The organism is Williamsia sp. DF01-3 (assembly GCF_023051145.1).
Taxonomy (GTDB): domain Bacteria; phylum Actinomycetota; class Actinomycetes; order Mycobacteriales; family Mycobacteriaceae; genus Williamsia.
In genome coordinates this window covers 1,035,460-1,061,191 of sequence record NZ_JALKFS010000005.1, presented here as the reverse complement: position 1 = coordinate 1,061,191, position 25,732 = coordinate 1,035,460, and the positions used below count along the sequence as shown (strand labels likewise).

Here is a 25,732-nt window from a genome sequence, read left to right as displayed (position 1 = left end):
CGGCTCCTGCGCCAGATTGTGTCGACCATCTGACTGAAATAGCTTTCGTTTGCCGGGGTGGGACAAGGATTCGGTTTCTCACGGGCTTGTTTGGGCTTACCGTTGGATATCCAAACTCGTTGAAGGTTTCAGCAGAAGGATTGACGATGTCTCAGAGCCCCGGGCAGCCCGACCCGTACGAACAGACGCGGTTCAGTCCGACGTCCACACCACCGCCCAGTGGTCCGCCGCAGGGGTATTCGCAGCCGGGCGGTCAGCAGAGTGGTCAGCCGGGCGGCCAATCCCAGGGCCAGTACGGGCAGCAGCCGCAGTATGGACAACCGCAATACGGGCAGCCGCAAGGCCAGCATCCGCAGTACGGCCAGCAGTACGGGCAACAACCCCCGAATGCTCAACCCCAGAACGCGCAGCAGTACGGGCAGCAACCGCAATACTCGCAGGCTGGGCAGAGTCCGTACCAGGCCGGCCAGAATCCCTATGGCGGTAGCCCTTACGGCGCAGGACCCTACGACGCGGCGGCCACCGGACCGACCACGCTGTCGAAAGCGGTCAAGATCATCGGTGGGGTGATCGCGGCGCTCGGCCTGCTGACCGTGATCGCGGCGTTCTTGCCCTGGGTCACCGGCATCGTGGAGGTCAATGGCCTCGGCGACTCCGACTACGGCGTCAAAGACGGCATGATCACACTGGTCCTGGGACTGGTCGCGGCCATCTTCGGCGTGGTCTCCGCGCTGATCGCCAAGCGATCACCACTGCACCTGGTCGCAGGCATCATCGCGCTGATCGCCGGTCTGCTGATCGTGCTCACCTCGGCGATCGACATCGCCGACATCAGCGACTACAGCCCCCTCCTCGAAGTCGGTTTCGGTTTGTGGCTCACCCTCATCGCGGGAATCGGTCTGGTGATCGCCGGGATCGCGGGCATCGTCAAACGCAAGTAGCCACCCCTACTCGGCCGGGCCCGCGCGGGCAACCGCGCGGGCCTGCCGCTGTCCGAAGGCACCCACCTCCACCCCCACGGTCACCGTCAGCACCACATCACTGCCGTCGACCGTGCACGACACCACACCCGCCGACATCCGGCGAGCGATCACCTCAGCCCGGCCGCACGGGTCGGCACCACCAAGCACCAACGCCTGCGCCGCGGCGAGCGCGCCGAGATCAGCAGCCGATTGCGCCTGATGTCGGGCTGAAACAGCCGCCCCCACATAGACAACCAACACCACTAATCCCGCCAGCGCCGCCACCACACACGCCCCCACCACCGTCGCCGACCCGCGCTCGTCGGCAGCAAGCCTCACGGGTCCGCACCCTCCGGCTCCACCGCCGCGACCGCATCAGCACCCACATCGAGCATCGGGAACAACGGCACAGACGCACTCACCCGCGCCACCACCACATCACCCTCAGTCCGAATCTGCACCTGCGCACCCCGTGGACCGACCTGCGCGGCAACCTCTTCAGCCCGACCCGAATCACCCTGCGCCGCAATCCGCGCCGCCTCACGAGCGGCATCGATACACCGCACGTGAGCCGCCACCGCAACGACCCCCACCACCCCCATCACCACCGCAGCAACAATCGAGGCGATCGCAATCGCCGCCTCCACCGTCACCATCCCCCGCTCGTCAGACACCAGACGAGCCCGGCCACGACGAATCATCCGACCGACGTCTGCAACGCCTTGTCGATGATCCCCGTCAACGCCGACACGATGTTGTCGCCGGTGACAACGGTGTACAAAATGGCCCCGAAAGCCGCGGCAGCAATCGTCCCGATCGCATACTCGGCGGTCGACATCCCGTCCTCGTCTGTCATCAGCAGCGCCGCGCGTGCCTGCGCTTCTCGAAAGACTCTGTTCATCATGGTTTCTCCCCTTTTTCGTGCCGCGGTCATTCCGCGGCAAGTCTTCACAGCAATCCCCCGCCGAACACCGGCCCGGCCAATCCGATGACCACCGGCACGATGCCCAGACAGACAAAGGCCGGCAGAAAACACAGACCCAGCGGACCGCTGATGGCGACACCGGCGCGCTCCGCTGCCGCGGCCGCGCGGTCTTGCGCTTCGGCCCGCTGACCGTCGGCCAACTCCCCGAGGCCACGCACCGGTGACGATCCGGCACGCGCCGAACGCCTCGCCATGGCAGCCAGAGCATGGGCGGCCGGATCGGCGTCGTCGGGAACAGCCCACGCACGCAACGGGTCCGCGCCCAGCGAGAGGAGGTCGGCGGCCTCGGCAAGGGTTCTGCCCAGGGCTGGTGGCGCCGAGTCCGCCACCACGCGGGCCGCCGTACCAACCGGGAGTCCCGACCGCAGGCACACCGCGAACAGTTCATAGCTCGCCGCCGCGGCGAAGGGTTCATCGCCGCCCTTCTTCTTTCCCAGCCAACGCGGCTCCCGATCACGGGGTGTGCGAGCAGGCGGACCGACGACGCGATAGGTGCGCCACACCGGACCTGGTATCAGCCACAATCCACCCGCCCCGGCCACGGCGGCGATCACCCACGGGGTCACAGGGCGGTCACCTTGCCCACGATCCTGCGCGACCACAGCAGGCCACAGCACACCAGCGCCACTCCGACCACCAGCAGCACGCCACCGAGGCCACCACCGAGCAGCACCGACAGCGGAGCCGCCCCTATGGCCTGCCCCAACACGATTCCGAGGACGGGCAACAATGCGAGTACCAGTGCGGTGGCCTTCGCACCGGCCAGTGCAGCCCTGGTTCGCTCACGAAACCGGTTGCGAGCCATCAGGTCCGATCGCACGGACGTCAGCAGCTCGGCCATCGGCAGGCCGTATTGCTCCGCCGTGCGCCACGCCACCGCGACCCTGCGCCATGACGCGCGCTGATTGCTCTCGATCTGCTCGATGCCATCGGCGACATCACCCCCGAGAGCGGCCCGACCGGCCATCATCTGCAACATCGCGAAGGTCGCCGCACGATCGACACAGTCCTGCGCGGCCTGCCGGCACGCATGAGCCGGGTGAGCACCCACGCGGAGCTCGGCGATCATGACCTCGAGCGCTGCCAGCAGCCGGGCCATCTCGGCTGCCGCGTCGCTCTCCCGTCGTCGCGCCACCACCGCGAGGTAGGTCATCGCCGAAGCCATGCCGGCCGCGAGTGCGGCTGCCGGGCCGAATACCGCGAACGCGACCACCGGTACCGCACCGGTGAGACACGCTGCAGGATCACCGATTCTTCGGCGAGGAGAGCGGGCTGTCTCGGCCAGCCCGGTTGCGCGCAGATGGTGCGGGGTCCGGGGCCACATCAGCAGAGCGACCGCAACAGCGGCGACGACGGCGCTCACCGGCGCAGCCTCGAGCTCAGGAGATCGGCAAGATCCGTTGCCGCATCCGAGAATCCGTCATCTCGATCCCAGACCCGCTCGATCTTGACAAGGCCATCGTCGCTGCGGCGGACCATGCCGATCTCGGCGACGCCCCGGGCGCCCGAGGCGTCGCGGAAGACGCCGATCACGACGGAGATGGCTGCTGCCAGCTGACTGTGCAAAGCCGGGCGGTCCATGCCACCGAGCGCGGCAAGCGCCTCCATCCGCGCGGGTACCTCCGCCGTGGAGTTCGCGTGCAGTGTTCCCGCGCCACCGTCGTGTCCTGTGTTCATCGCTGTGAGGAGGTCGACCACCTCGGCGCCGCGGACCTCACCGACAACAATCCGATCGGGGCGCATGCGCAGCGCTTGGCGAACCAGTGCGCGGACCGGAACCTCGCCCGCACCTTCGACATTGGGCGTCCGGGCCACCAGCCGCACGACATGAGGATGGCGTGGGGCGAGTTCAACCGCGTCCTCGACGCACAGAATGCGCTCGGCCGGATCAACTCGGCCGAGCAGGGCCGACAACAGAGTTGTCTTTCCCGCACCGGTCCCCCCGACAACCAGGAAGGCCAGCCGGGCGTCGATGATCGCCTCCAGCAGAGTCGCCGCCTCCGCGACGATCGCACCCGACGCGACCAACGCATCGAGGTTCTGCGTGGCCGGCCGGAGAACTCGCAGCGACAGACACGTGCCGTCGACGGCGATGGGCGGGATGACCGCGTGCAGGCGCACGTTGTAACCCCGCCTGCCGACATCGGTGAGTTGACCGTCCACCCAAGGCTGCGCGTCGTCGAGGCGTTTGCCCGCGGCGAGCGCCAGCCGCATGGCCAGTCGCCGGACGGCATCGTCGTCCTCGAACTCGATCGTCGCCGGCTGCAGTCCGTGGCCTTGGTCGACCCACACCTGTTTCGGGCCGACCACCAGGATGTCGTTGACCGTCGGTCCTGCCAGCAAGGTCTCGAGCCTTCCGGCGCCCACCAATTCGGTGTGCAGGAACCGCAGCGCGTCGAGGAGATCGGTGTCGCCGAGGACCCCACCGGCTTCCTCCCGCACCACCGCGGCCATCACCTCGGGGGTCGGGTCTTGTGCGGTGGCGGCCAGCCGTTCCCGGACACGGGTCAGCAGAGCCGCTCGAGTGGTGCCGGCCACATCGGTCCGAGTGGTCATCTCCGCCCCCGACGTGAGTCGACGCCACGCTGGAGCACGGCTTCCGCGGTCCGACGCAGCGGTGATCGCCGACCGAGAACAAGGCCGCCGGACTCGAGCTGCCAGGGAACCTTCGGATCCGACCGCGTCGCACCGAGCAACGGGAGACCGATCACCTCGGCGACCTGCCGGGCCCGCAGACCCCCGGGGCAGGGCCACGGACCACCACTTCCAGTCGCCCGCTGCGTGAGCCCATCCGTCGCGCCACCTCCCGGGTGGCCGCGCACGACCGAATGGTCGCCGAGCAGACGACCACCACGATGTCAGCCGCCTCAACCACGGCCGCCGCCAGCTCGTCATCTCGCCGCGGCAGGTCGGCGACCACCACATCACCGTGTGCACGGCAGGCGTCGATCGCGGCGAGCGCCGTCTCGGGACGCACAGGCTGCGCGGATCCTCGGCGGCTGGTCAGGACGGCCAGGCCACCGCGCGCGTGGGGCAGGGCGGCGTGGAGTGAGTCGGCTGCCACCTGGCCGCTCTCCAGAGTCAGTTCCTGCCATCGAAGGCCGGGTTGGTCCTCGATGCCGAGCATCAGGTCCTGGCCTCCACCCAGATCGTCCAGATCCAGGAGTAGAGCGCCGGCGCCCTGTTCGGTCGCCAGCAACCCGACAGCAGCGGCCAAGGTCGACGCTCCGGCGCCGCCGTGCCCAGCCAGCAGAGCGACCGCAACACCGGATGGGCCGGTGGGTGTGCGGATGCGCGACAGCGCAGAGACGACGGCGTGCTCGTCCTCGGGAAGGACGAATCCGTCCTCGGCTCCGAGAGCCAGCGCGGTGCGCCACATGTCCGGTCCACTGCCCGTCAGCCCGACCACCATGACGCCGGGTCGGCGGGGCAGGCCGGCCGACAAAGTGGCGTCAACGGTGGTCGCGTCGACGAGCACCGCAGTGGCCTCGGACCACTCCCGACGACAACGGTCAGGTGCCGCACGCCACACCTGATAACCGGAGGCGGCTGCGACACGCGCAACGTCATCGGCGACCTCGGACGAGACCATGACGAGCACGCTGGGTGATTCGGGCATGGACTCAGCATCGGGTACGCCACCGACCGGGGAACCTGGCCGAACCCTCCATCTGTGGATGGCCGACGGTCTGTGGACAACCCGATCCGTCGGACGGTCGAGCAGACACCACCCATAACTCAAAACAGCAGGTCAGAAGGGTAGATGCGAGGGATGATCGTACGGGTCAGATGACCGAAACACCCCGGAAATGGGGACGACCCCGGCCAGGGGGGAGGAGGCCAGGGTCGTCGCGTTCAGCCCCGGGGGTCGGGCTGAAAGCCCCGGATCAGGTCCGGGTAATAACGACTATACACAAAAACTCCGGATTGATTGCAAGTTCAACCATTTGTTTTTCGTCATGCCGATCCGACATCGTTAACGGCCTCCCCTGTAGTCCGAACCGATGAATCTGCGCCCGGGATGGACGCCCGACGTACCCTCGACACGTGACTTATTCCCGGCCCGCGGACGGTGGTCCGGAATCCATCTCCGGCTCGCGGATCGCCGCCTTCTTCGACCTCGACAAGACCATCATCGCGAAGTCGAGTTCGCTGGCGTTCTCTCGCCCGTTCTTCGACCAGGGGCTGATCAACCGTCGCTCGGTACTCAAGTCGTCGTACGCCCAATTCATGTTCTTGCTATCAGCCGCCGACCACGATCAGGTGGAGCGGATGCGTAAACATGTCACCGAGATGTGCACGGGGTGGGACGTGGACCAGGTGTCGTCGATCGTCCGCGAGACGCTGCACGACATCGTCAACCCCCTGGTGTTCGCCGAAGCCGCGGACCTCATCGCCGGCCACAAGGCCCGGGGTCATGACGTCGTGATCGTGTCCGCCTCGGGGGCCGAGATCGTCGAACCGATCGGCGAGATGCTGGGCGCCGACTATTCGATGGCCAGCCGGATGAAGGTGATCGACGGCAAGTATGCGGGCGAGGTCGAGTTCTACTGTTACGGCGAGGAGAAGGCCGCGGCGATGAACGAGATCGCCGAATCCGTCGGCTACGACCTCTCCCAGTGTTTCGCCTACTCGGACTCGATCACCGACCTGCCGATGCTGCAGGCGGTCGGCCATCCCACCGTCATCAATCCCGACCGCGCGCTGCGCAAGCAGGCCACCGCTCTCGGCTGGCCGATGTTGTCGTTCACCAAGCCCATCTCGATTCGCGATCGCCTGCCCAACACGCCGTCTCCCACCGTGACCGCCTCGGCGGCAGTCGGTTTGGGCGCCGTGGTCGCCGGCGCCCTCACCTATTCGATCCTGGCACGCAAGCGCCACTGACGCGCGACGCGCCGAGCCCACCGCGAACACGAAAAACGTTTCCGCCCAACGGGAAAAGTCAATCTCGAATTGATGCGCCCGAGGTCTTGATGTGACCGCGGTCACGGTGTAGAAAGTAGTTACGGAAAGCGCGGAAAGCCAAGTTCGGGCCGGAAGAGAAGGATCGGACTCCTGACCGCGCACTCCCAGCACGGATACCGAGCACCCACGCGCAGCACGCCGCGGGAGGCACCAGGTTGCGGGCCTGCGAGATCCGGCGTCGAGTTCGAGTGAGTTCCTTTGGGTGGGAACGGCTTCGAAGCGGCGGCGGAACACTACGCCTAGGCCATCCCACACAACCACCAAAGCACGCTTGGTAACTCGGATCCGTGCTAGCGGGCGGCGATCGGAACGCAGAGGCGAACCGGTACGCCGCCCGCAGCGCGTTCAGAGCAGGTCGGCGCGTTCAGAGCAGGTCAGCGCGTTCAGAGCAGGTCAGCGCGTTCAGAGCAGGTCGACGCTCATCGCGCGGCTTCGGCAATCGAGTTCGCCTCTGCGGCACCGGCTTCGAGGGCATCACAGCACAGCAGCACCCATTCCCGGATACGGTCGGGGTCTCCGGAACCGAAGGCGGTCGAACTGTCGCGGTACTCGCGCACGCGCTGGAACCATGTCACCTCGGGCACGCCCAGGTTGTGTGGATCGAGTCCGCTGCTGGTGCAGACGAGCCGCGACGCCGCGCGAGCGACGATCCCGTTCGCGTACGTGAAGGGTTCGAGGGAGAGCAGTTCTGCATGCACCACCGCCGCCACGATGGGGGCGGGTGCTTTTGTCGCGCCGGTGATGAGCTGGGCGAGCAAAGCCAGACGCTGGCCGAGGTCGCGATCGGCGCGGGGACGGCCCAGTAGTTGCGGATCGTCGGTGAGGTCATTCGCGGCGAGAACGTGCAGTCGCGCCAGCGTCTGCAACGGAGCACGCGTCCAGGTCGACACGAACTGCGGGAGCGATTCACCGTCGAGCGCCTGGGCCACCCGCATGGCACCCGAGAGCACGGGATCATCGAAGTCGCCGTCGCGCACCAGATCGACACTTCCACCGTCGATGGCAGCGGACGACCGTCCGGCCCGCCACGACGCCTCCGTTGCCGTCTTCTCCCACCCGCGCAGGTTCACCGGATGCCGGTGAGCAGCGGCCAGGGCATCACGCGCTCGGTCGGCTGCCTCGATCACGCCGGGCAGTTCGAGTATCGGAGCCAAGGGGTCGGTCACGAGAGGCCAGCGTACTGGGCCGAGATGGCGGCCTCGGCCGGGATGCGCGGCGAGAGCGGACGGCCGGGGAGTCAGATCAATTCCAGGACGTGCCCGGCGGCGCGCGCTTTCACCACGGCTTCGTGACGGGTGCGGGCACCCAGACGAACCATGGCGGCCCGGAGGTAGGTCTTGACGGTGTCCACGGTGAGGCCGAGACGATCGGCGACCACCCGGTTGCCAAAACCCATCGCGACCAGCGACAGCACCTGTAGCTGGCGTGGCGTGAGTGCGATCGTCGGCTCGACCCCGGACCGATCGACACTGGTGATCTGATCGACGAGTCGGCCGATCCGGCGTCGGGTCTGCTCATCCTCGGCACCTGTCGCGATGTCGCGGAGCTCGTGGATCCAGTCGGGGATCGGCCGCTGAGCCTGCTCGCGTGCTGCGATCGCGGCGACCCGGCGGTCCACCTCGTCGCGGATCCGCAGTTCGGTGCCGATCCGGCCGGCCTCGAGCGAGAGTGCATCCATCGCGTGCTCGCCGAGAAGTCCTCCGCCACCGCGCCAGCCGCCGTACAACAGCCCTCTGACCGCGCCGTCGACGACAATGGGGGCCGCAGCCAGGTCGGTGATGCCCTCACCGAGGATCTGGTCGTCGAAGTCATGGGTGATCTCGCTGGCCGACCCGTAATCCCTGACCATCTTGGCCCGCTTGTTCAGCCACGTCAGCCCACCGAGCCCACGTTCGGGGGTGACCGTGATGGTTCGAAGGGCAGCAGTCTGGTGACCCACCGACTCGGTGACCTGGATGACGTCCCGATCGCGCAGACCTGCGAAGACCACCGGGATCCCGGCGGTTTTGCGCAGACGCGCACTCGTGGCGCGCACCAGTTCACGATCACTGGGACGGAGCACGCTGTTGTCTGGACTCATCTGCAGTATCCACTTTCGGGGCTATTGCCTCCGATGATGCCGCAACCATCATGTGGTGTACAACACAGCGACCGCGCGTCTGTGACGGGACCGAACACAGCGGCACGTGAATCGGTGTCCGGATCGGGCTCGCCCCATGCAGGTCGGGCAGCCAGTACGAAAGGGCAGAAAATGAGTGAAGGAACCGCGCAAGCGGCGTACCCCCCACCCCCGGCGTTTGTCGAGCAGGCCAACGCCGGACCTGAATTGGCCGAAGCGGCCGAGGCCGACAGGCTCGCGTTCTGGGCCGAGCAGGCCCGCCGACTGCACTGGGACACCGACTTCACCGATGTCCTCGACTGGTCCGGCGCACCGTTCGCCAAATGGTTTGTCGGAGGCAAACTCAACGTCGCATACAACTGCGTCGACCGTCATGTCCTCGAGGGCAACGGCGACAGGGTGGCGATCCACTGGGTCGGCGAGCCGGGCGACTCCCGCGACCTCACCTACAGCCAGTTGCTCGCCGAGGTGAGCCAGGCCGCGAACTACTTCGTCGAGATCGGCCTGGTCGCCGGCGATCGCGTGGCCATCTACATGCCGATGGTTCCCGAGGCCATCGTCACGATGCTCGCCTGCGCACGTCTGGGACTCACGCATTCTGTTGTCTTCGCCGGATTCTCGGCCGGCGCGCTGCGATCGCGGGTCGATGACGCCGAGGCGAAGTTGGTCGTCACCACCGACGGCCAGTACCGCCGCGGCAAGCCTGCGCCGCTCAAGGCCGCGGTCGACGAGGCGCTCGGCAGCGGGGACGACGCAGCGAAATCCGTCGAGCACGTCCTGGTGGTCAATCGCACCGATTCAGACATCGACTGGACCCCGGGCCGGGACGTCTGGTGGCACGAGACCGTCGCCAAGGCCGAGAACGTGCACACCGCAATGGCGCACGACGCCGAGCACCCCTTGTTCCTGCTGTACACGTCCGGCACCACGGGAAAGCCCAAGGGCATCGTCCACTCGTCAGGCGGCTACCTCACGCAGGTGAGTTACACATTCCACAACGTCTTCGACCACAAGCCGGGCAAGGACGTGTTCTGGTGCGGCGCCGACATCGGCTGGGTCACCGGCCACAGCTACCTCGTGTACGGGCCGCTCTCGAACGGCGCCACCGAGGTGGTCTACGAGGGAACGCCCAACTCCCCCACCGAACATCGCCACTTCGAGATCATCGAGCAGTACAAGGTCACCACCTACTACATCGCCCCCACCCTGATCCGCACCTTCATGAAGTGGGGCAGGGAGATTCCCGACGCCCACGACCTGAGTTCGCTGCGTTTGCTCGGCAGCGTCGGCGAGCCGATCAACCCCGAGGCGTGGCGCTGGTACCACGAGGTCATCGGCGGCGAGCGCTGCCCGATCGTCGACACCTGGTGGCAGACCGAGACCGGCGCGATCATGATCTCTCCGCTGCCCGGGATCACCTCCACCAAGCCGGGTTCGGCGATGGCCCCGCTCCCCGGCATCAGCGCGAACATCGTCGACGACAACGGCGAACCGGTCGGCGCGGGCGAACAGGGCTTCCTCGTGCTCGACAAGCCGTGGCCGTCGATGCTGCGCGGCATCTGGGGTGACCAGGAACGTTTCCGCGACACCTACTGGTCGCGATTCGCCGAGCAGGGTTGGTACTTCGCAGGCGACGGCGCGCGTTACGACGACGACCACGCCCTGTGGGTCCTGGGCCGCATCGACGATGTCATGAACATCTCCGGACACCGGATCTCCACCGCCGAAGTCGAATCCGCGCTCGTCGGACACCACAGCATCGCCGAGGCCGCCGTCATCGGCGCCGCCGATGCCACCACCGGCCAGGGCATCGTCGCGTTCGTGATCTTGCGGCAGGGCCAGGAGGACACCGGCGACCAACTGGTCAAGGAACTCAAAGACCAGGTCTCCAAGGACATCTCGCCGATCGCCAAGCCACGTGAGATCTACGTGGTGCCAGAACTGCCCAAGACCCGCTCCGGCAAGATCATGCGACGGCTGCTCAAGGACGTCGCCGAGGGACGCGAACTCGGTGACACCTCGACACTGGTCGACCCGTCGGTGTTCGACAACATCCGCCGCCGCAAGGCCGACTGAACCCGAGGGGTACCGGGTGGTGGCTGCTGTCAGCTCAGCTTCGAGAAGTGCTTGACGGTATCGGTTTCCAGGGTTGCGAACGTCTTCTGCGTGATGGGCAACGCGAACCTGGAGGTCTTCGCCATCACCCCACCCATCTCGATCGCGAACGACCATGTGAAGCGGCAGCCACCTCCCGACGGCTCCACTTCACTCAACTCACCGAAGCGACGAAGACTGGGCACATTGGACTGCTCCACGTAGAACGCGTTGCGGTAGGTGCCCGCCTCACGGTCTTCGTCCCAGCAGAAGAACCTCTCCGACAGTTGCGCGTACCCGGGCGCCAACTGCGCCCTACGGGTGGTCCCCACGCCGTAGGGCGCCGGAGAGGTGAACGTGATCGACTTGATCACCCGACACCAGTCCAGGGTGTTCTGTCTGGTCAGTTCGGCCCACGCCTGCTCAGGAGACACCGGGAGGTTGACACTGAATCGGTGGGTGATCGGGGCGGTCTGAAAAAGTCCAGCTCGAACGGTTCCATGGGGTAAGTCGGCATGCCAGTCCTTCGTGATCGTGGGTCGGTGGTGCCACCCGATCGACCGGACGGCCCCGGGTGCACCACCCGACAGTTAACGCATCTACGGCGCCTCGCGCCCGTAGAAAGGTCCGATGAACCTGCAATCGGGTCGGGCATGGCAACATAAGGCCTACTAACCCCGGCGATGCAGAGATGAACGTCCGGGATGGACTCGGGCGTGGTGTCCGAGGATGGAGGAGTTGCAGTGACGCTGGACGACCGCCCTTCGGGAGATGTTCCGCCGAACGTCTCGTCGATTCCGTTGTCCGACCCCAATGTGCGCCCCGGCGGCGACCCGAGTGTCGGTGGTCTGGTCAAGGACGCCACCACGCACTTGTCGACGCTGTTCCGCGCCGAGGTCGCACTGGCCAAGGCGGAACTGACCGCCGAGGCCAAGAAGGCCGCAGTGGGTTCGGGCCTCATCCTGGTCGCCCTCACCGTGCTGCTCTACGCGAGCCTGTTCTTCTTCTGGTTCCTCGGGGAACTGCTGGACGAGTGGCTGCCGCGCTGGGCCGCGTTCGGCATCGTGTTCCTCATCCTGCTGGTCCTGGCGATCATCACCGGATTCATCGGTTATCGGGTGTTCAAACGGATCACCGGTCCGAGTAAAACGATCGCATCGGTTCAGCGGGTGCCCGAAGTGCTGCCCACCTCCGGGCACGACGGAGTCCACCCCGGTGCAGACCTGAGCAAGCCGTCCGGCTCGCACAAGGTCCTCAAAGGCTGACATTTGGCGCCCCCGGACCCGTCGACCGTTCGATTCGCGGGACCGTGGCATCACCATGATGTCCGCGCGAACGGCGTGCGCCTGCACGTCGTCGAATGTGCGGACACACCCACCAACCGGCCCCTGGTGCTCCTCATGCACGGCTTCGGGGAATTCTGGTGGAGCTGGCGTCACCAGATCACCGCGCTCACCAACGCCGGGTTCCGGGCCGTTGCCGTTGATCTGCGCGGATACGGCGACAGTGACAAGCCGCCACGTGGCTACGACGGATGGACACTGGCCGGCGACACCGACGGCCTGATCCGCGCGCTCGGTCATTCCGACGCCACCATCGTCGGACATGCCGACGGCGGTCTCGTCGGATGGGCGACCGCGACCCTGCATCCCCGGTCGGTCCGCTCGATGGCGGTGGTCTCCTCACCGCATCCGCAGGCGCTGAAGAACGCCAACATGCGGGAGTCGACCCAACGCAAGGCATTTCTGGGTGGGTTGCTCCGAGCCCAGATCCCACGGACCGCCGAGCGCGACCTCACCCGCGACGACGGCGCGATGGCCGAAGAACTGATGCGACGTCGATCCGGGCCGGGGTGGCCACGCACCGACGACTTCGCCGACGCCGCCAAGCGCAACCGATCGGCGGTGCAGATCCCCGGTGTGGCGCACTGCAGCCTGGAATACCGGCGCTGGGCCTTTCGGTCCCAATTCCGCCCGGACGGTTACAAGTTCCTCCAGCTGATGGACCGGCGCCTCCAGATCCCGGTGCTGGCCATGCACGGCGAACTCGATCGCTACATCCTCCGGTCCACGATGGCGGGCAGCGCCAAATGGGTCGACCGGCTCGACTTCACCGAGGTCACCGGCAGCGGCCACTACGCACATCAGGAAAACCCCGACGAGGTCAACGAACTGCTGATCGAGTTCGCCGGGCGCTGACGGCGGCTACCCCGAATGCACGCAGGACTGCGTGTCGACCGCGGTGCTCAACCTTTCCGATTCGGCGAGGCCAGGCTTGACCTGGTCGGCCGTGAGCACGAATCCGGTTTCGCTGGCCGGATCCTCGGCGGCCCCGAAGACCACGCCGAGGACGTCGCCGTCCGAGTTGATCAGCGGTCCACCGGAATTGCCCTGCCGGATCGAGCCGCGCACCGTGTACACCTCCCGGGTCACAGCGGATCCGGGATAGATTCCCGGGCCGCGGAGCTGGATGACCTCCCGGACACGTTCGGCGCTGGCGTTGAACGGCCCTGCCTCGGGGAAGCCGAGGGCGATCGCGTCTTCGCCGGTCTTCGCGAGTTCGTCGGCGAAACGCAGCGCCGGCGCCTGCAGTCCCGGCACGTCGAGCACCGCGATGTCGGTGTTCGGGTCGAAGTAGACGACGGTGGCGTCGAACTGGTCGCCCGAGGCCACCACGTGCAGGGTGGTCGTCCCCGCGACGACATGCGCGTTGGTCATCACCCGCTCCGGAGAGACCACGAATCCACTGCCTTCCAGCGCCTGATTGCAGCTGGGGGCGACGCCCTCGATCTTGACCACACTGGGACGGACCCGACCGATCACGGGCTGCTCGAGCAGCCCCTGGTCGGGGGCTTCGACACTTGTGATGGGCGTGCGACCGAACGGGCCGATGGCCTCCTTGAGCCCGGAACCTTCGAACATGTCCCAGAACTCGCGCGGCAGTCGCTGCATCCACTGCGGCGCAAGCGAATTGACCTCATCGATGACTTTCGATTCGCTCACCGCGCCGGCGATCTGGGGCTGGGCCGACGTGCTGATCGGGGTGGCGAGCACCCATGCGGCGAGCAGGACCGCGACCGCCTGGAGCAACGACCCGATCACCGAGTCGACGCGTCGCACCGAGAGGGTGCGGATGCTGCTCCGCGCGGCCCGTCCCAGCACCATGCCGGAGATCTCCCCGACGATGACCAGCGCGACGAGCAGGAGCACGCCGGCGACGAGCCGCCATCGCTGATCCTCGATGTTCCGGATGAGGTGTGGCGCCAGGAGAACCCCCGCGGCAGCACCCAGGAGCACCCCGACAAACGCCATCGCCGACGAGACCGCGCCTTGGCGGTACCCGGAGGCCGCGGCGAGCAGCGCGATGCAGATCACCAGGACGTCAACCCACGCGGCTCCGCTCACTCCTGCCCCACCTTGGCCAGCTCATCCGCCAGATCGCGGACATCCGTCTTGTCCCAGGCAATCTCCCAGCCGGCCGCCTCCACGATGGCCGCGAGCAATCCCCCGGTGAATCCCCACACCAGCATCTTCTCGACGCCGAAGGCAGGCCCCCGGTAAGGACGTCCCGGGATACCGGTGGGGCGCTGCACCTGAAAGCGGTTGCGGGGGTTGACCACATCGCGCAGAGGCACCCGGACGACCCGGGCGGTCTCTGCGAGGTCCACGACCCCCACCTCCGACGGGTCGTGCCAGTAACCGATCACCGGCGACACCTCGAATCCGGAGGGCGGCACGGGAAACGTGTCGAGGGTGGCGAGCAGGTCGACACCGGCAGGGTTCAGCCCGGTCTCCTCGACGGCCTCGCGCATGGCGGTGCCCACCGGGAACTCGTCACCGTCGTCGCGGACGCCACCGGGAAAGGCGATCTGCCCACTGTGATTTCGCAACGTCGCAGCGCGTTGGGTCAGCAGGACATCGGCGTCGGCAGGGATGCCGCCGTGGTGGGTGGGGTCGCCACTCCAGTCGCCGCTGAACAGGACCAGTACCGCTGCCGACCGCGGGTTCCGCATCATCGATCGCAGCAGCCGCTCGGTCACGCCGCCGCGGTCCTCGACCGACCGGGTGACCCCGTCGAGGTTCGCGGTGAGCCCACGAAGCCATGGCGGCACCTTCTCGTCCGGCACCAGAAGTCGGGTCATGCCTCGACGCCCAGATGTTCGCGCACAACATCGGCCACCTCGTCGGGCGACTCGAACACCCGCGGCAGCACCGCTGCCACCGTGCCGTCTGCGCGCACGAGCACGGTCGACGGGTAGGCGCGCGGCACGCCCAGCGCCGCAGCGATCTTGGCGTCTGTGTCCACCACCGTCGGCAGGTGGACGCCGATCTCGGCGAGCAAGGTCAGCGACAGAAACGGATTCTCGGCGCCCTCCTTGCCCTGCACGGTGAGCACCCGCACGCGATCCCCCGCCCTCTTGGCGTATTCGTCGATCACCGGCAGCTCGGCCCGGCACGGTCCGCACCAGTGGGCCCACACGTTGACGAGCATCGGGGTACCGGCCGTTGCGCTGCCCAGGTCGACCGTCGATCCGTCGGCCAGGCAGGGCACGGTCACACCTGCCAGCTTCGACCCGGAGGGTGTCGGGCCCGTGGCGACCGGGCAGGGCAGCAACGCCGCCTTCTCGCGCCCCTTCGCCATGTCGTCCTCGGTGACCGCGGCCTCCAGCCCGGGAAGCGCGGTGCTTCCCGTTGTCGGCATCCCATTCGTGGACGGACCCGGATCGGACGAGTCACGTGGCCAGATCGCGACGATCAACGCCAGGACCACGACCAGCACGGCGATCGTCCAGCGGGCGGACGTCGAGAGATGAAACCGCGCGCGTGGGCGCTCGGGTTGGGTGTCCACGGGCATCGACTACAGACCTGCCAGCTTCAGGAGATGGTCGGTCTCGGGTCCCTTCACGAGCTTGGCCGCTTCCGCCTTCTCGGTTGGCCCCAGGCCGTAGGACGGACAGTCCGCGGCCAGCACGCATACCCCGCAGGCCGGCTTGCGCGAGTGACACACGCGCCGACCGTGGAAGATCACCCGGTGCGAGAGGTCGGTCCAGTTCTTGCGCTCGATGAGCTCACCCACGGCCTGCTCGATCTTCACCGGATCGGTTTCGGCCGTCCATTTCCAGCGCTGCACCAACCTGCCGAAGTGCGTGTCCACGGTGATTCCCGGCACACCGAAGGCGTTACCGAGAACCACGTTCGCAGTCTTGCGACCGAAGCCGGGCAGCGACACCAACTCGGGCAATGTCTGTGGGACCTCACCGTCGAATCGCTCGACGAGCGCCTGCCCGAGACCGATGAGCGAGTTGGCCTTGTTCCGGTAGAAACCGGTGGGCCGGACCATCTCCTCCAGTTCGGCGCGGTCGGCGGCGGCGTAGTCGGCGGCCGTCCGGTAGCGCCGGAACAACGCAGGCGTTGTCAGGTTCACCCGCACGTCAGTGCACTGCGCCGACAGGATCGTCGCCACCGACAACTCCAGCGGATTGGTGAAATCGAGTTCGCAGTAGACGTGCGGGAACGCCGTCTGCAGCGTTCGGTCCATCCGCCGCGCCCGCCGGACCAGACCGGTGCGGGTCTCGGTACCGCGCTGTGCTGCGGTCTTGCCACGCCTGGCCGGGGCCGCCCCGTTCTCGCGCACACTCACCAAATCAGGGTACGGCGGACTTCTGTGAACGGCTCTATCCGGTGGTCGACCGACGGACCTCGCGTGGCGACGCGTGGTCCGCGTCGCGTCAACGACGTGCATTCAGATACAGATCGTGTCTCTTCTGAGACCTGCGTTGTGTTAACTACTCCCCATGCACGGACTCGCCGTACTTCTGTTCCCCGCAGTTCTCATGCTCTTCGCGTTGGCGATGGAGCGTCTGGAGAACCAGCTCGAACGACTCAACGTGCGACCGAACGATGTCGAAGAGTTCCTCGAGTCGGCTCAGCCCGAGCAGATGGACACGCTGGCCCGGTCGGGCTTTCCCGCGGCGCTCGACGAGTTCCGTGATCGGAGAGTCCCCACCACTGTCGAGACCGAGCATTCGATCCGCGCCAGCTGACCACCGAAACCCGCGAGCGACAGGCGTGATCGCTCGATGAGGGGTAATTAACCTGTTTCGCACCCGATACCCGTAGACTGGATGACGGGTGACGAACACAACACATCGACCGTGTGACCGGCCCCAAGTTTTGATCGTGGTCTGGCTGGACCCTAGAAAGGGGCGTAAGTGGAGGAAGTACTGGCGCGGGCGGGCATCTTCCAGGGAGTGGAACCGACGGCCGTCGCGGCATTGACCAATCAGCTTCAGCCGGTTGATTTTCCACGGGGCCACGTGATTTTCAACGAAGGTGAGCCGGGTGACCGGCTCTACATCATCTTGTCCGGCAAGGTGAAGGTCGGTCGCCGTTCCATCGACGGCCGCGAGAACCTGCTGACGATCATGGGTCCGTCCGACATGTTCGGCGAGCTCTCCATCTTCGACCCCGGACCACGCACATCGTCGGCGACCACGGTCACCGAGGTACGCGCCGTGTCGATGGACCGCGAGGCTCTGCGTTCGTGGATCGCGGATCGGCCCGAGATCGCCGAACAGTTGCTGCGCGTCCTGGCCCGCCGATTGCGTCGCACCAACAACAATCTCGCCGACCTCATCTTCACCGACGTGCCCGGCCGGGTCGCCAAGCAGCTGCTGCAGCTGGCACAGCGTTTCGGTACCCAAGAAGCCGGTGCTCTGCGAGTCACCCACGACCTCACGCAGGAAGAGATCGCCCAGCTCGTGGGCGCCTCCCGCGAAACCGTCAACAAGGCGCTTGCCGACTTCGCCCAGCGCGGATGGCTGCGACTCGAAGGCAAGAGCGTCCTGATCGCAGACTCCGAGCGGCTGGCTCGCCGCGCGCGGTAGAACAACTTGCAAAAACCGCCCCGATCGCTGATGCGGTCGGGGCGGTTTTTTGTCGCCTCGGCTGGTGCCTCGCCTGCTACTGCTCGGCCAGGTAGGCCAGCTGAGTCTTGACCGACATCGTCGCCGCAGGCCACAGCTTTTTGTCGATGTCGGCGTACACCTTCTTGACCACTTTCTTCGGCTTGGCTTCTGCGGCACTCACCCCGAGTTCGGCCAGCGCGGCACGTACCTGATCGATCCGCTCTTCGCGGTGTGCCTTGTAGTGGCGGGCCAGCGGGATCACCTCGGCGTGATCGGGCCCATGCCCGGGCAGCAACACGCAGTCGTCACCCTCGACGATGATGCGGTTGAGCGAGTTCATGTAGTCGCGCAAGGTGCCATCTTTGGGATCGAGCACGGTTGTCCCACCGCCGAGGATGGTGTCTCCGGTCAGCATCGCCTTGCGTCCGTTGTGCTCGACGAGAAAACTCACCGAGTCGCCGGTGTGCCCGGGTGTGTGCAGCACAGTGATCTTGAGTCCGGCGGCCTCGATCACCTCCCGGTCTTGGAGTGGGCTGCCGTCGCGGGTGTACTTGTCGACCCGTGCCCGAACGGGTGCGCCGGTGAGTTCACGGAAGAACTTGATCGCGCCGGTGTGGTCGGGGTGGCGGTGAGTGACCAGACCGAGAACCACATTGCCCTGCGCGACAACGTTTTTGACGTGCTTTTTCTTACCCTTGGGACCGGGGTCCACCACCACACAGTCGTTGTGACCGGGCGCCCGCAAGATCCACGTGTTCGTGCCGTCGAGTGTCATCATCCCCGGGTTGCGGCACAGCACAACCGACGCGAAATCGGTCACCGGACGAACGACACCGTACGCAGGATGCTGCGGTTCACTCATGACGATCAGGCTATATCCTGCACTTGGCGAAGGCAGGGTCGACTCTGTCGGCTCGCTGCGGGTACACGAACCGGCTGACGGTGCACGAACCGGCTACACAGAGGCGAGGCGCAGACGATGGGTAGATTCCACCGCCACGACGAGACACACACCCACGCCGACGGGACAACGCACAGCCACGAACACACCAACCCAGGCCATTCCGACCACGGCGACCACAGTGGCTACGACACCGGCGCCGAACGCATCGATGTGCTCGAGGCGATCTTCACCGAGAACGACATGCGTGCCGACCTCAACCGGGCCGCATTCGACGGCGCCGGGGTACCCGCGATCAATCTGATGAGCTCACCGGGCTCGGGCAAGACCGCCATCTTGTCGGCCACCCTCGACGCGATGCGGGCGGACGTGCGCGTCGGTGTCGTCGAAGGCGACATCGCCACCGACCTCGATGCCGCACGGCTCGCCGACAAGGGCGCGCAGGTCTCACTGATCAACACTGCCAACGGGTTCGGCGGCGAATGCCATCTCGATGCCCCGATGGTGAACCGCGCGTTGCAAGATCTCGACCTGCAGACGCTTGATCTGGTGATCATCGAGAACGTCGGGAATCTGGTGTGTCCCGCCGAGTTCGATGTCGGCGAGCACGCCCGCGCAATGGTCTATTCGGTGACCGAGGGTGAGGACAAACCTCTCAAATATCCTCTGATGTTCAGCCGGGTGCACGTGATCCTGCTGAACAAGATCGACCTCCTGCCCCACCTCGACGTCGAGTTGCAGGCGTTCCTCGACACCATCGCGCAGACCAACCCTCGCGCACAGGTCATCCCGGTCAGTGCACGCACCGGAGAGGGACTACCGGAGTGGTTCAGTTGGGTCCGTGCACTGGTCGAGCGTCGCGCAGGCTGAGGACGAGGGTCAGACCTCGACGATCAACTCGATCTCCACCGGTGCCCCGAGTGGCAGCTCGGCCACTCCGACCGCAGACCTGGCGTGGGCGCCGGCCTCTCCGAAGATTTCACCCAGCACGTTGGATGCACCGTTGATGACCTGGGGTTGACCGGTGAAGCCCGGGGCCGAGGCCACGAAGCCGACAACCTTGACGATCCGCTTCACCGAGTCGATTCCGACCAGACTGTCCACTGCCGCAAGCGCGTTCAGAGCGCAGACACGTGCGGCCTCGGTTGCCTCATCCGGCCGGACAACACCTTCGGCGCCCTCGGACACCTTGCCCTGCACGGTCAATTCGCCACCGAGCAACGGCAACTGGCCCGCGGTGTAGACGAGGTTGCCGGTCTGGACTGCCGGCACGTACGCGGCCAGTGGCGCCACCACCTTGGGCAGCACGATGTTCAGTTCGGTCAATCGCTGCGACCACGTCATGACGGATCAGCCCTTGGCGCGCTTCAGGTAGGCGACGTGCTGTTCGCCCGTGGGTCCCGGCAGGACGCTGACCAGCTCCCAGCCGTCAGCACCCCACTGGTCGAGGATTTGTTTGGTGGCGTGGGTCAGAAGGGGGACGGTGACGTACTCCCAGGCAGTTGGCTCGCTCATGTGAACACCCTATCTCTCTGGTAAGTGTTCGGGCCGCGTACGTTCACCGACCCGGACATCCCCTGATGACAGGGGTGAAATACGCGTACTGCACGGTATGGTCTTCGGCCATGACCAACGTGGATATGGTGAACCCGTGACAACAGAACAGCCCACGGGCTATCGCTGGTCAGAGGCCGCTGCGAAGGCGCGCCTGCACTTCGTCTCCGGTAAGGGCGGGACCGGAAAAACCACTGTCGCGGCCGCTCTCGCGCTGACACTGGCCGCCGAAGGCAAGAAGGTCCTCCTCGTCGAGTGCGAGGGACGTCAGGGCATCGCGCAGATCTTCGATGTTCCGCCCCTGGCCCCCACCGAGACCAAGGTCGCCACCGCAGAAGGCGGCGGACAGGTGTGGGCACTGGCGATCGACATCGAACACGCACTGCTCGAGTACCTCGACATGTTCTACAACCTCGGATTCGCCGGCCGCGCCATGCGCCGCATCGGTGCCATCGACTTCGTCACCACCGTCGCGCCGGGGCTTCGCGACGTCTTGGTGACGGGGAAGATCAAGGAGACCGTGGTCCGAACCGACAAGCGCGGCAACCGGATCTACGACGCGGTGGTGGTCGACGCACCTCCGACGGGCCGGATCGGCAACTTCCTCGACGTCACCAAGGCCATGGCCGATCTGACCAAGACCGGCCCCTTGCGCAACCAGAGCGACGGCGTCGTCAAGCTGCTGCACTCGGACCAGACCGTGGTGCATCTGGTGACGTTGCTCGAGGCGATGCCCATCCAGGAGACCATCGAGGCGGTCCGCGAGCTGGAGGGCAAGAACCTCACCATCGGGTCGGTGATCGTCAATCGGGTGTCGCCGCATCATCTGCCACCCGAGTCGATCGGCGACATCGCCGACGGCGTCATCGATGCCGCCGAACTGCGCGCCCAGCTCGACAAGTCCGGCCTGAAGTTCACCGAGGCCGACTTCGAGGGCCTGCTCACCGAGACCATCGAGCACGCCAGTCGGGTGCAAGCGCAGCTCGAGGCCGGCGCCGAACTCGATGCCATGGAACTCGACAAGCTGCAGCTGCCCGCGTTCGACGACGGCGTCGACCTCGGCGGCCTGTACGAACTCTCCGAAATCCTCCAGAAGGCTGGTGCCTGATGCCGATCGACCTGAAAATGGGCGCAATTCTGACCGACCTCGGAACCAAGGTCGTGATCTGTTGCGGCGCAGGTGGAGTCGGCAAGACGACCACCGCTGCGGCAATGGCGGTGTACGCCGCCGAACGGGGACGCAAGGTGGTTGTCCTCACGATCGACCCCGCCAAACGGCTCGCGCAGTCGCTGGGTATGGACGAACTGACCAACAGCCCGCAGCCGGTCAAGATCGACGGCGAGGGCACCCTCGACGCGATGATGCTCGACATGCGTCGCACCTTCGACGAGATGGTGACGCAGTACTCGACGCCTGAACGCGCCGAGGCGATCATGAACAACAACTTCTATCAGACGGTTGCCAGCTCGTTCTCCGGCACGCAGGAGTACATGGCGATGGAGAAGCTGGGACAGCTTCTGGCACAGGATGATTGGGATCTCGTGGTGGTGGACACCCCACCCTCGCGCAATGCCCTCGACTTTCTCGACGCGCCCCAGCGTCTCGGGTCGTTCCTCGAAGGCCGGCTGATGAAGATGCTCGTGGGCGGCGGTCGCGGCGTGGGCCGGGTCGTCACCGGTGTTGTCGGACTGGCCATGAAGGGCATCTCGACCATCATCGGCGGCGAGACGTTGCGCGACGTCTCGGTGTTCGTGCAGTCGCTCGACTCGATGTTCGGAAGCTTCCGGGACCGGGCGAACCGGACCTACAACCTGCTCAAACAGCCCGGCACCCAATTCGCCGTGGTTGCGGCGGCCGAACCGGACGCCCTGCGTGAGGCCGCGTTCTTCGTCGACCGACTCTCCGAGGAGAAGATGCCGCTCGCCGGCCTGATCCTCAACCGCACCCACCCCAACCTCACCGCGATCAGCGGGAGCACCGCGGAGGCTGCGGCCAACAATGTCGACGACCCGCTGACCAAGGCCGTCCTCACGATTCACTCCGAACGGGCGACCACCGGCAAACGCGAACTGCATCTGCTGCACAGCTTCACCACGTCGCATCCGGCGGTCCCCATCGTGGGGGTGCCGTCACTACCGTTCGAGGTCGCCGACATGACCGCACTTCGCGCGGTGGCCGAGGAGATCACCAGCAAAGGCTGACGCCGCCGCCCGGCAGGGCGACGGCGTCAGGATGTTCGCGAAGACTCAGCCCACGCTGGTGACCTGCCTGCGACGCTGCGTCTCGAAGAACGTGCTCCACGAGGTGACCTCGGGATGCTGGCGCAACAAAGCTCGGCGCTGACGTTCGGTCATGCCTCCCCAAACCCCGAACTCAACGCGATTGTCGAGTGCATCTGCACCACACTCGAGCTGGACTGGGCAATGACGGCAGATGGTTGCAGCCTTGCGCTGGGCGGCTCCACGGACGAACAGCTGGTCAGGATCGACCTCGCGGCACCGTGCCCTGGCCACCCAGGCCAATCTTGCTTCGTTCTCTACCGTCGCAGCTGCCGCTTTTGCCATTACGATCCCCTGTCTGAAGCACAATATTGACGTCTGCCGCCACATTTAAGACTGAATGTTACGTGTGTCACATTCAATTACGACCAATGTATGGACCACACTTACGCACCGTCAAGACCTGGAATGAAAAAAGTGGCACTCGCGTGCAAACCGAGTGCGACGATCTGGCCTTTGCGCCGCTCGGTGCCACCTGAGAAGGCAGACGCCACGTATCCTTGCTGGCGTGCCAAAGTCGAAGTCCCTGTCACTGCTCGCGGGATGCTGCGTCCTAGCCGGTGTTCTGGTCGCCGGACTGCTGTTTCCGGTGGCCGGTGGAATCGGGCTGGTGTCGAGCCGGGCCGCGGACACGGTCCAGAACGTGTCGTCGGAACTGCTCGAAGGCACGGTCCCCGAGGTCACCACGATGACGGACGTCACCGGCAAGCCGATCGCGTTCCTCTACGACCAGCGACGAACACAGGTCGGCTACAACGACATCTCGCCGGAGATGATCCGCTCCATCATCTCAATCGAAGACCGGCGTTTTCTCGACCACGACGGGGTGGACTGGAAAGGCACGATCCGCGCGTTCCTCAAGAACTCGTCGTCGGGCGAGGTGCAGCAGGGTGCTTCGACCATCGACCAGCAGTATGTGAAGAACTACCAGCTGCTGGTTCTCGCTCGCACCGACGCCGACCGTCGCGCCGCCACCGAGACAACGCCCGCGCGCAAGCTCAAAGAAGTCCGCATGGCACTCACGCTGGAGGAGAACCTCACCCAGCAGGCCAAACGGGACAAGAACCTGAGCGACGAGCAGGCCAAGCAGGAGGCCAAAAAAGAAATCGTCACCCGCTACCTGAACGTGGTGCCGTTCGGTAACGGCGCCTACGGCATCGAGGCCGCAGCTCGCACCTACTTCAACAAGGCCGCGAAGGATCTGACGATCCCCGAGTCGGCGATGCTCGCCGGCATGGTGCAGTCGAGTTCGGCACTCGACCCCTACAACAACCCCGATGGTGTGCTCGAACGCCGCAACTTGGTTCTCGACACGCTGATCTCCAACTTCCCGAATCGCGCGGCCGAGTACCAGGCCGCCAAGGAGACCCCGCTCGGCGTGGTCCCCTCCCCGATCACCTTGCCCAACGGCTGCATCTCGGCCGCCGATGCCGGTTTCTTCTGCGACTATGCGTTGAAGTTCCTGGCCGAGAACGGCCTGAGCCGCGAGACGGTCGCCCGCGGCGGATACACCATCCGCACCACGCTCGATCCCGCCGTCCAGCGGTCGACGCTGACCGGGGTGCAGAACATCACCGACCCTGACCTCAACGGTGTCGCGACTGTCATGAGCGTGATCCGGCCGGGCACAGAGAGCCACGACATCATGTCGATGGCGTCGAGTCGCCAGTACGGACTCGACCAGAATGCGAACCAAACCGTGCAGCCTCAGCCGTTCTCGATGGTCGGCGACGGTGCGGGGTCGGTGTTCAAGATCTTCACGGTCGCCGCGGCGATGGAAAAGGGCCTGGGTGCCGGGTCCTCCCTTCAGGTTCCTGCCACCTTCCAGGCGCAGGGCATGGGTAGCAGCGGCGGTGTCAACGGTTGCCCGGCGAACACCTACTGTGTGCGCAACGACGGCCGGTATCCCGCACAGTTGTCGGTGACGCAGGCACTGGCCCAGTCCCCCAACACCGCATTCGTCAAGCTCCTCCAAGACGTCGGGGTGGGACCTGCGGTGGACATCGCTGTTCGTCTCGGCCTGCGCTCGTACACCAATCCGGGTACTTCCGGCCAGGGCGAGCAGAGCTTGGCCGACTACTTCAAGCAGAACAATCTGGGTTCGTTCACATTGGGGCCCACCGCGATCAACGCACTCGAGCTCTCCAACGTTGCCGCCACGCTGTCGTCGCACGGTGTGTGGTGCCCGCCGAACCCGATTGCATCCATCACGCAGCCGAAGCGCGATCGCAACGGGAACCAGGTTCTGGGTACCGACGGACGGCCTGCGGTGCAGGAGGTCGCCTTCGAGCGCCCGAAGTGCGAGAAGGTTGTCGAACCCGGCCTGGCCGACACCCTCGCCAACGCGATGAGCCAGGACGATCGCGGATCGGGAACTGCTGCGGGCGCTGCCGGGTCCACCGGATGGAACCTGCCGATGGCCGGCAAGACGGGCACCACAGAGGCCCACCGCTCGTCGGCCTTCCTCGGGTTCACCAACAACCTGGCGGCCGCGACCTACACGTACAACGATTCACCGACCCCCTCGGAGCTGTGCTCGAATCCGCTGCGGCAATGCGGATACGGCACCCTCTACGGCGGTAGTGAACCGGCACGAACATGGTTCACCGCGATGTTGCCGATCGCCAACAACTTCGGGCCCACAGCACTGCCACCGAACGACCCGACCTACGTGGCCGGTGTGGGCGGCAAGGCTGTTCCGTCGGTTGCGGGAATGACCGCCGACGAGGCGACGAAGCGGATCGAGCAGGCGGGCTTCAGGGTCGCGCGCCTCGACACCGACAGTGCGCAAGCAGCGGGCACCGTGGTGTTCACCGCTCCCGAGGACACTGCAATCCCCGGAAGCACCGTGACCATCTACGTGAGCACCGGGCAGTCCCAGCTCCCCACCCGACGGGCGTCACCACCCACCACCATCACCGTCCCCGGGGTCGGCCCGATCGTCATCCCGGTGCCGGGCGGCTGA

29 protein-coding genes are annotated in these 25,732 nt (G+C 66.1%); 11 read left to right on the top strand and 18 right to left on the bottom strand.

Annotated features, from left to right (window positions below; translation table 11 throughout):
* Nucleotides 1-146: 146 nt before the first annotated feature.
* Nucleotides 147-941, top strand: a complete 795-nt coding sequence (locus MVA47_RS07095; protein ID WP_247207251.1) for a hypothetical protein — start codon at nucleotides 147-149, stop codon at nucleotides 939-941.
* A gap of 6 nt (nucleotides 942-947) precedes the next feature.
* Here MVA47_RS07095 and MVA47_RS07090 read toward each other — a convergent pair whose 3' ends face one another.
* From MVA47_RS07090 to ssd, 7 genes are all read right to left on the bottom strand, one after another.
* Nucleotides 948-1,301: an Rv3654c family TadE-like protein gene (locus MVA47_RS07090; protein ID WP_247207250.1), complete on the bottom strand. Its 354-nt coding sequence runs from the start codon at nucleotides 1,299-1,301 to the stop codon at nucleotides 948-950.
* Entirely contained in the window at nucleotides 1,298-1,618 is a 321-nt protein-coding gene (locus MVA47_RS07085; RefSeq protein WP_247210639.1) for a TadE family type IV pilus minor pilin, read from the bottom strand. The genes MVA47_RS07090 and MVA47_RS07085 overlap by 4 nt, the downstream gene beginning before the upstream one ends.
* A gap of 41 nt (nucleotides 1,619-1,659) precedes the next feature.
* Nucleotides 1,660-1,866, bottom strand: a complete 207-nt coding sequence (locus MVA47_RS07080) for a DUF4244 domain-containing protein (RefSeq protein WP_030169063.1) — start codon at nucleotides 1,864-1,866, stop codon at nucleotides 1,660-1,662.
* Between the two features lie 44 nt (nucleotides 1,867-1,910).
* Nucleotides 1,911-2,513 carry a type II secretion system F family protein gene (locus MVA47_RS07075; protein ID WP_247207249.1) on the bottom strand — a complete coding sequence of 201 codons (603 nt, stop codon included), beginning with the start codon at nucleotides 2,511-2,513 and terminating at the stop codon, nucleotides 1,911-1,913.
* Nucleotides 2,510-3,310 carry a type II secretion system F family protein gene (locus MVA47_RS07070; protein ID WP_247207248.1) on the bottom strand — a complete coding sequence of 267 codons (801 nt, stop codon included), beginning with the start codon at nucleotides 3,308-3,310 and terminating at the stop codon, nucleotides 2,510-2,512. Before MVA47_RS07070 ends, MVA47_RS07075 begins: the two co-directional genes overlap by 4 nt.
* Complete coding sequence (locus MVA47_RS07065) at nucleotides 3,307-4,503, bottom strand: TadA family conjugal transfer-associated ATPase (protein WP_247207247.1); 1,197 nt, start codon at nucleotides 4,501-4,503, stop codon at nucleotides 3,307-3,309. The genes MVA47_RS07070 and MVA47_RS07065 overlap by 4 nt, the downstream gene beginning before the upstream one ends.
* A 151-nt stretch (nucleotides 4,504-4,654) precedes the next feature.
* Nucleotides 4,655-5,566, bottom strand: coding sequence for a septum site-determining protein Ssd (gene ssd / locus MVA47_RS07060; RefSeq protein ID WP_247207246.1), 912 nt, complete (start codon nucleotides 5,564-5,566; stop codon nucleotides 4,655-4,657).
* Between the two features lie 428 nt (nucleotides 5,567-5,994).
* Here ssd and MVA47_RS07055 point away from each other — a divergent pair, with 428 nt between their 5' ends.
* A complete protein-coding gene (locus tag MVA47_RS07055) occupies nucleotides 5,995-6,831 on the top strand; it encodes an HAD-IB family hydrolase (protein ID WP_247207244.1) in 837 nt (278 codons plus the stop codon).
* Nucleotides 6,832-7,331: 500 nt separating this feature from the next.
* Here MVA47_RS07055 and MVA47_RS07050 read toward each other — a convergent pair whose 3' ends face one another.
* Both MVA47_RS07050 and MVA47_RS07045 read right to left on the bottom strand, forming a co-directional pair.
* The gene (locus MVA47_RS07050) at nucleotides 7,332-8,078 is read right to left on the bottom strand and encodes a hypothetical protein (RefSeq protein WP_030169045.1); all 747 of its coding nucleotides are present in this window, start codon (nucleotides 8,076-8,078) and stop codon (nucleotides 7,332-7,334) included.
* A 71-nt stretch (nucleotides 8,079-8,149) separates the two neighbouring features.
* On the bottom strand, nucleotides 8,150-8,992 hold the full coding sequence (locus MVA47_RS07045; RefSeq protein ID WP_030169041.1) for a helix-turn-helix transcriptional regulator: 843 nt from the start codon (nucleotides 8,990-8,992) through the stop codon (nucleotides 8,150-8,152).
* Nucleotides 8,993-9,163: 171 nt separating this feature from the next.
* Here MVA47_RS07045 and acs point away from each other — a divergent pair, with 171 nt between their 5' ends.
* Nucleotides 9,164-11,107: an acetate--CoA ligase gene (acs, locus tag MVA47_RS07040; RefSeq protein ID WP_247207243.1), complete on the top strand. Its 1,944-nt coding sequence runs from the start codon at nucleotides 9,164-9,166 to the stop codon at nucleotides 11,105-11,107.
* Nucleotides 11,108-11,136: 29 nt separating this feature from the next.
* Here the strand turns inward: acs and MVA47_RS07035 are convergent, their stop codons facing one another.
* Nucleotides 11,137-11,559, bottom strand: coding sequence for an SRPBCC family protein (locus MVA47_RS07035; RefSeq protein WP_308280506.1), 423 nt, complete (start codon nucleotides 11,557-11,559; stop codon nucleotides 11,137-11,139).
* Between the two features lie 309 nt (nucleotides 11,560-11,868).
* Between MVA47_RS07035 and MVA47_RS07030 the strand changes: the two genes are divergently transcribed.
* Nucleotides 11,869-12,390, top strand: coding sequence for a phage holin family protein (locus tag MVA47_RS07030; RefSeq protein ID WP_030169033.1), 522 nt, complete (start codon nucleotides 11,869-11,871; stop codon nucleotides 12,388-12,390).
* Nucleotides 12,391-12,393: 3 nt separating this feature from the next.
* The gene (locus MVA47_RS07025) at nucleotides 12,394-13,323 is read left to right on the top strand and encodes an alpha/beta fold hydrolase (RefSeq protein WP_247207242.1); all 930 of its coding nucleotides are present in this window, start codon (nucleotides 12,394-12,396) and stop codon (nucleotides 13,321-13,323) included.
* Nucleotides 13,324-13,329: 6 nt separating this feature from the next.
* Here MVA47_RS07025 and MVA47_RS07020 read toward each other — a convergent pair whose 3' ends face one another.
* From MVA47_RS07020 to nth, 4 genes are read right to left on the bottom strand one after another with little or no spacing between them, the layout of a single operon-like run.
* Nucleotides 13,330-14,529, bottom strand: a complete 1,200-nt coding sequence (locus tag MVA47_RS07020; RefSeq protein WP_247207241.1) for a MarP family serine protease — start codon at nucleotides 14,527-14,529, stop codon at nucleotides 13,330-13,332.
* Nucleotides 14,526-15,266 (bottom strand): CoA pyrophosphatase, encoded by a 741-nt coding sequence (locus MVA47_RS07015; protein ID WP_247207240.1) that lies wholly within the window; start codon nucleotides 15,264-15,266, stop codon nucleotides 14,526-14,528. The genes MVA47_RS07020 and MVA47_RS07015 overlap by 4 nt, the downstream gene beginning before the upstream one ends.
* The gene (locus MVA47_RS07010; protein WP_247207239.1) at nucleotides 15,263-15,979 is read right to left on the bottom strand and encodes a TlpA disulfide reductase family protein; all 717 of its coding nucleotides are present in this window, start codon (nucleotides 15,977-15,979) and stop codon (nucleotides 15,263-15,265) included. The genes MVA47_RS07015 and MVA47_RS07010 overlap by 4 nt, the downstream gene beginning before the upstream one ends.
* Before the next feature lie 3 nt (nucleotides 15,980-15,982).
* Nucleotides 15,983-16,663, bottom strand: coding sequence for an endonuclease III (gene nth, locus MVA47_RS07005; protein WP_247210636.1), 681 nt, complete (start codon nucleotides 16,661-16,663; stop codon nucleotides 15,983-15,985).
* Nucleotides 16,664-16,919: 256 nt separating this feature from the next.
* Between nth and MVA47_RS07000 the strand changes: the two genes are divergently transcribed.
* Both MVA47_RS07000 and MVA47_RS06995 read left to right on the top strand, forming a co-directional pair.
* The gene (locus MVA47_RS07000) at nucleotides 16,920-17,168 is read left to right on the top strand and encodes a hypothetical protein (RefSeq protein ID WP_023956440.1); all 249 of its coding nucleotides are present in this window, start codon (nucleotides 16,920-16,922) and stop codon (nucleotides 17,166-17,168) included.
* Nucleotides 17,169-17,336: 168 nt separating this feature from the next.
* Nucleotides 17,337-18,011: a Crp/Fnr family transcriptional regulator gene (locus MVA47_RS06995; protein ID WP_023956441.1), complete on the top strand. Its 675-nt coding sequence runs from the start codon at nucleotides 17,337-17,339 to the stop codon at nucleotides 18,009-18,011.
* Nucleotides 18,012-18,087: 76 nt separating this feature from the next.
* Here the strand turns inward: MVA47_RS06995 and MVA47_RS06990 are convergent, their stop codons facing one another.
* The gene (locus MVA47_RS06990) at nucleotides 18,088-18,894 is read right to left on the bottom strand and encodes an MBL fold metallo-hydrolase (RefSeq protein WP_247207238.1); all 807 of its coding nucleotides are present in this window, start codon (nucleotides 18,892-18,894) and stop codon (nucleotides 18,088-18,090) included.
* Nucleotides 18,895-19,011: 117 nt separating this feature from the next.
* Between MVA47_RS06990 and hypB the strand changes: the two genes are divergently transcribed.
* Entirely contained in the window at nucleotides 19,012-19,803 is a 792-nt protein-coding gene (gene hypB, locus MVA47_RS06985; RefSeq protein WP_247207237.1) for a hydrogenase nickel incorporation protein HypB, read from the top strand.
* Nucleotides 19,804-19,812: 9 nt separating this feature from the next.
* On the opposite strand, the gene MVA47_RS06980 is transcribed toward hypB, so the two are convergent.
* Together MVA47_RS06980 and MVA47_RS06975 are read right to left on the bottom strand one after the other, a co-directional pair.
* Complete coding sequence (locus MVA47_RS06980) at nucleotides 19,813-20,277, bottom strand: RidA family protein (protein ID WP_062795117.1); 465 nt, start codon at nucleotides 20,275-20,277, stop codon at nucleotides 19,813-19,815.
* Nucleotides 20,278-20,283: 6 nt separating this feature from the next.
* Nucleotides 20,284-20,448, bottom strand: a complete 165-nt coding sequence (locus MVA47_RS06975; protein WP_023956445.1) for a DUF4177 domain-containing protein — start codon at nucleotides 20,446-20,448, stop codon at nucleotides 20,284-20,286.
* A gap of 136 nt (nucleotides 20,449-20,584) precedes the next feature.
* Between MVA47_RS06975 and MVA47_RS06970 the strand changes: the two genes are divergently transcribed.
* Complete coding sequence (locus MVA47_RS06970; RefSeq protein ID WP_247207236.1) at nucleotides 20,585-21,595, top strand: ArsA-related P-loop ATPase; 1,011 nt, start codon at nucleotides 20,585-20,587, stop codon at nucleotides 21,593-21,595.
* Nucleotides 21,595-22,689 carry an ArsA family ATPase gene (locus MVA47_RS06965; protein WP_247207235.1) on the top strand — a complete coding sequence of 365 codons (1,095 nt, stop codon included), beginning with the start codon at nucleotides 21,595-21,597 and terminating at the stop codon, nucleotides 22,687-22,689. The genes MVA47_RS06970 and MVA47_RS06965 overlap by 1 nt, the downstream gene beginning before the upstream one ends.
* A gap of 45 nt (nucleotides 22,690-22,734) precedes the next feature.
* Here the strand turns inward: MVA47_RS06965 and MVA47_RS06960 are convergent, their stop codons facing one another.
* Nucleotides 22,735-23,052 (bottom strand): WhiB family transcriptional regulator, encoded by a 318-nt coding sequence (locus MVA47_RS06960; RefSeq protein WP_247207234.1) that lies wholly within the window; start codon nucleotides 23,050-23,052, stop codon nucleotides 22,735-22,737.
* Between the two features lie 223 nt (nucleotides 23,053-23,275).
* Between MVA47_RS06960 and MVA47_RS06955 the strand changes: the two genes are divergently transcribed.
* On the top strand, nucleotides 23,276-25,732 hold the full coding sequence (locus tag MVA47_RS06955; protein WP_247207233.1) for a penicillin-binding protein: 2,457 nt from the start codon (nucleotides 23,276-23,278) through the stop codon (nucleotides 25,730-25,732).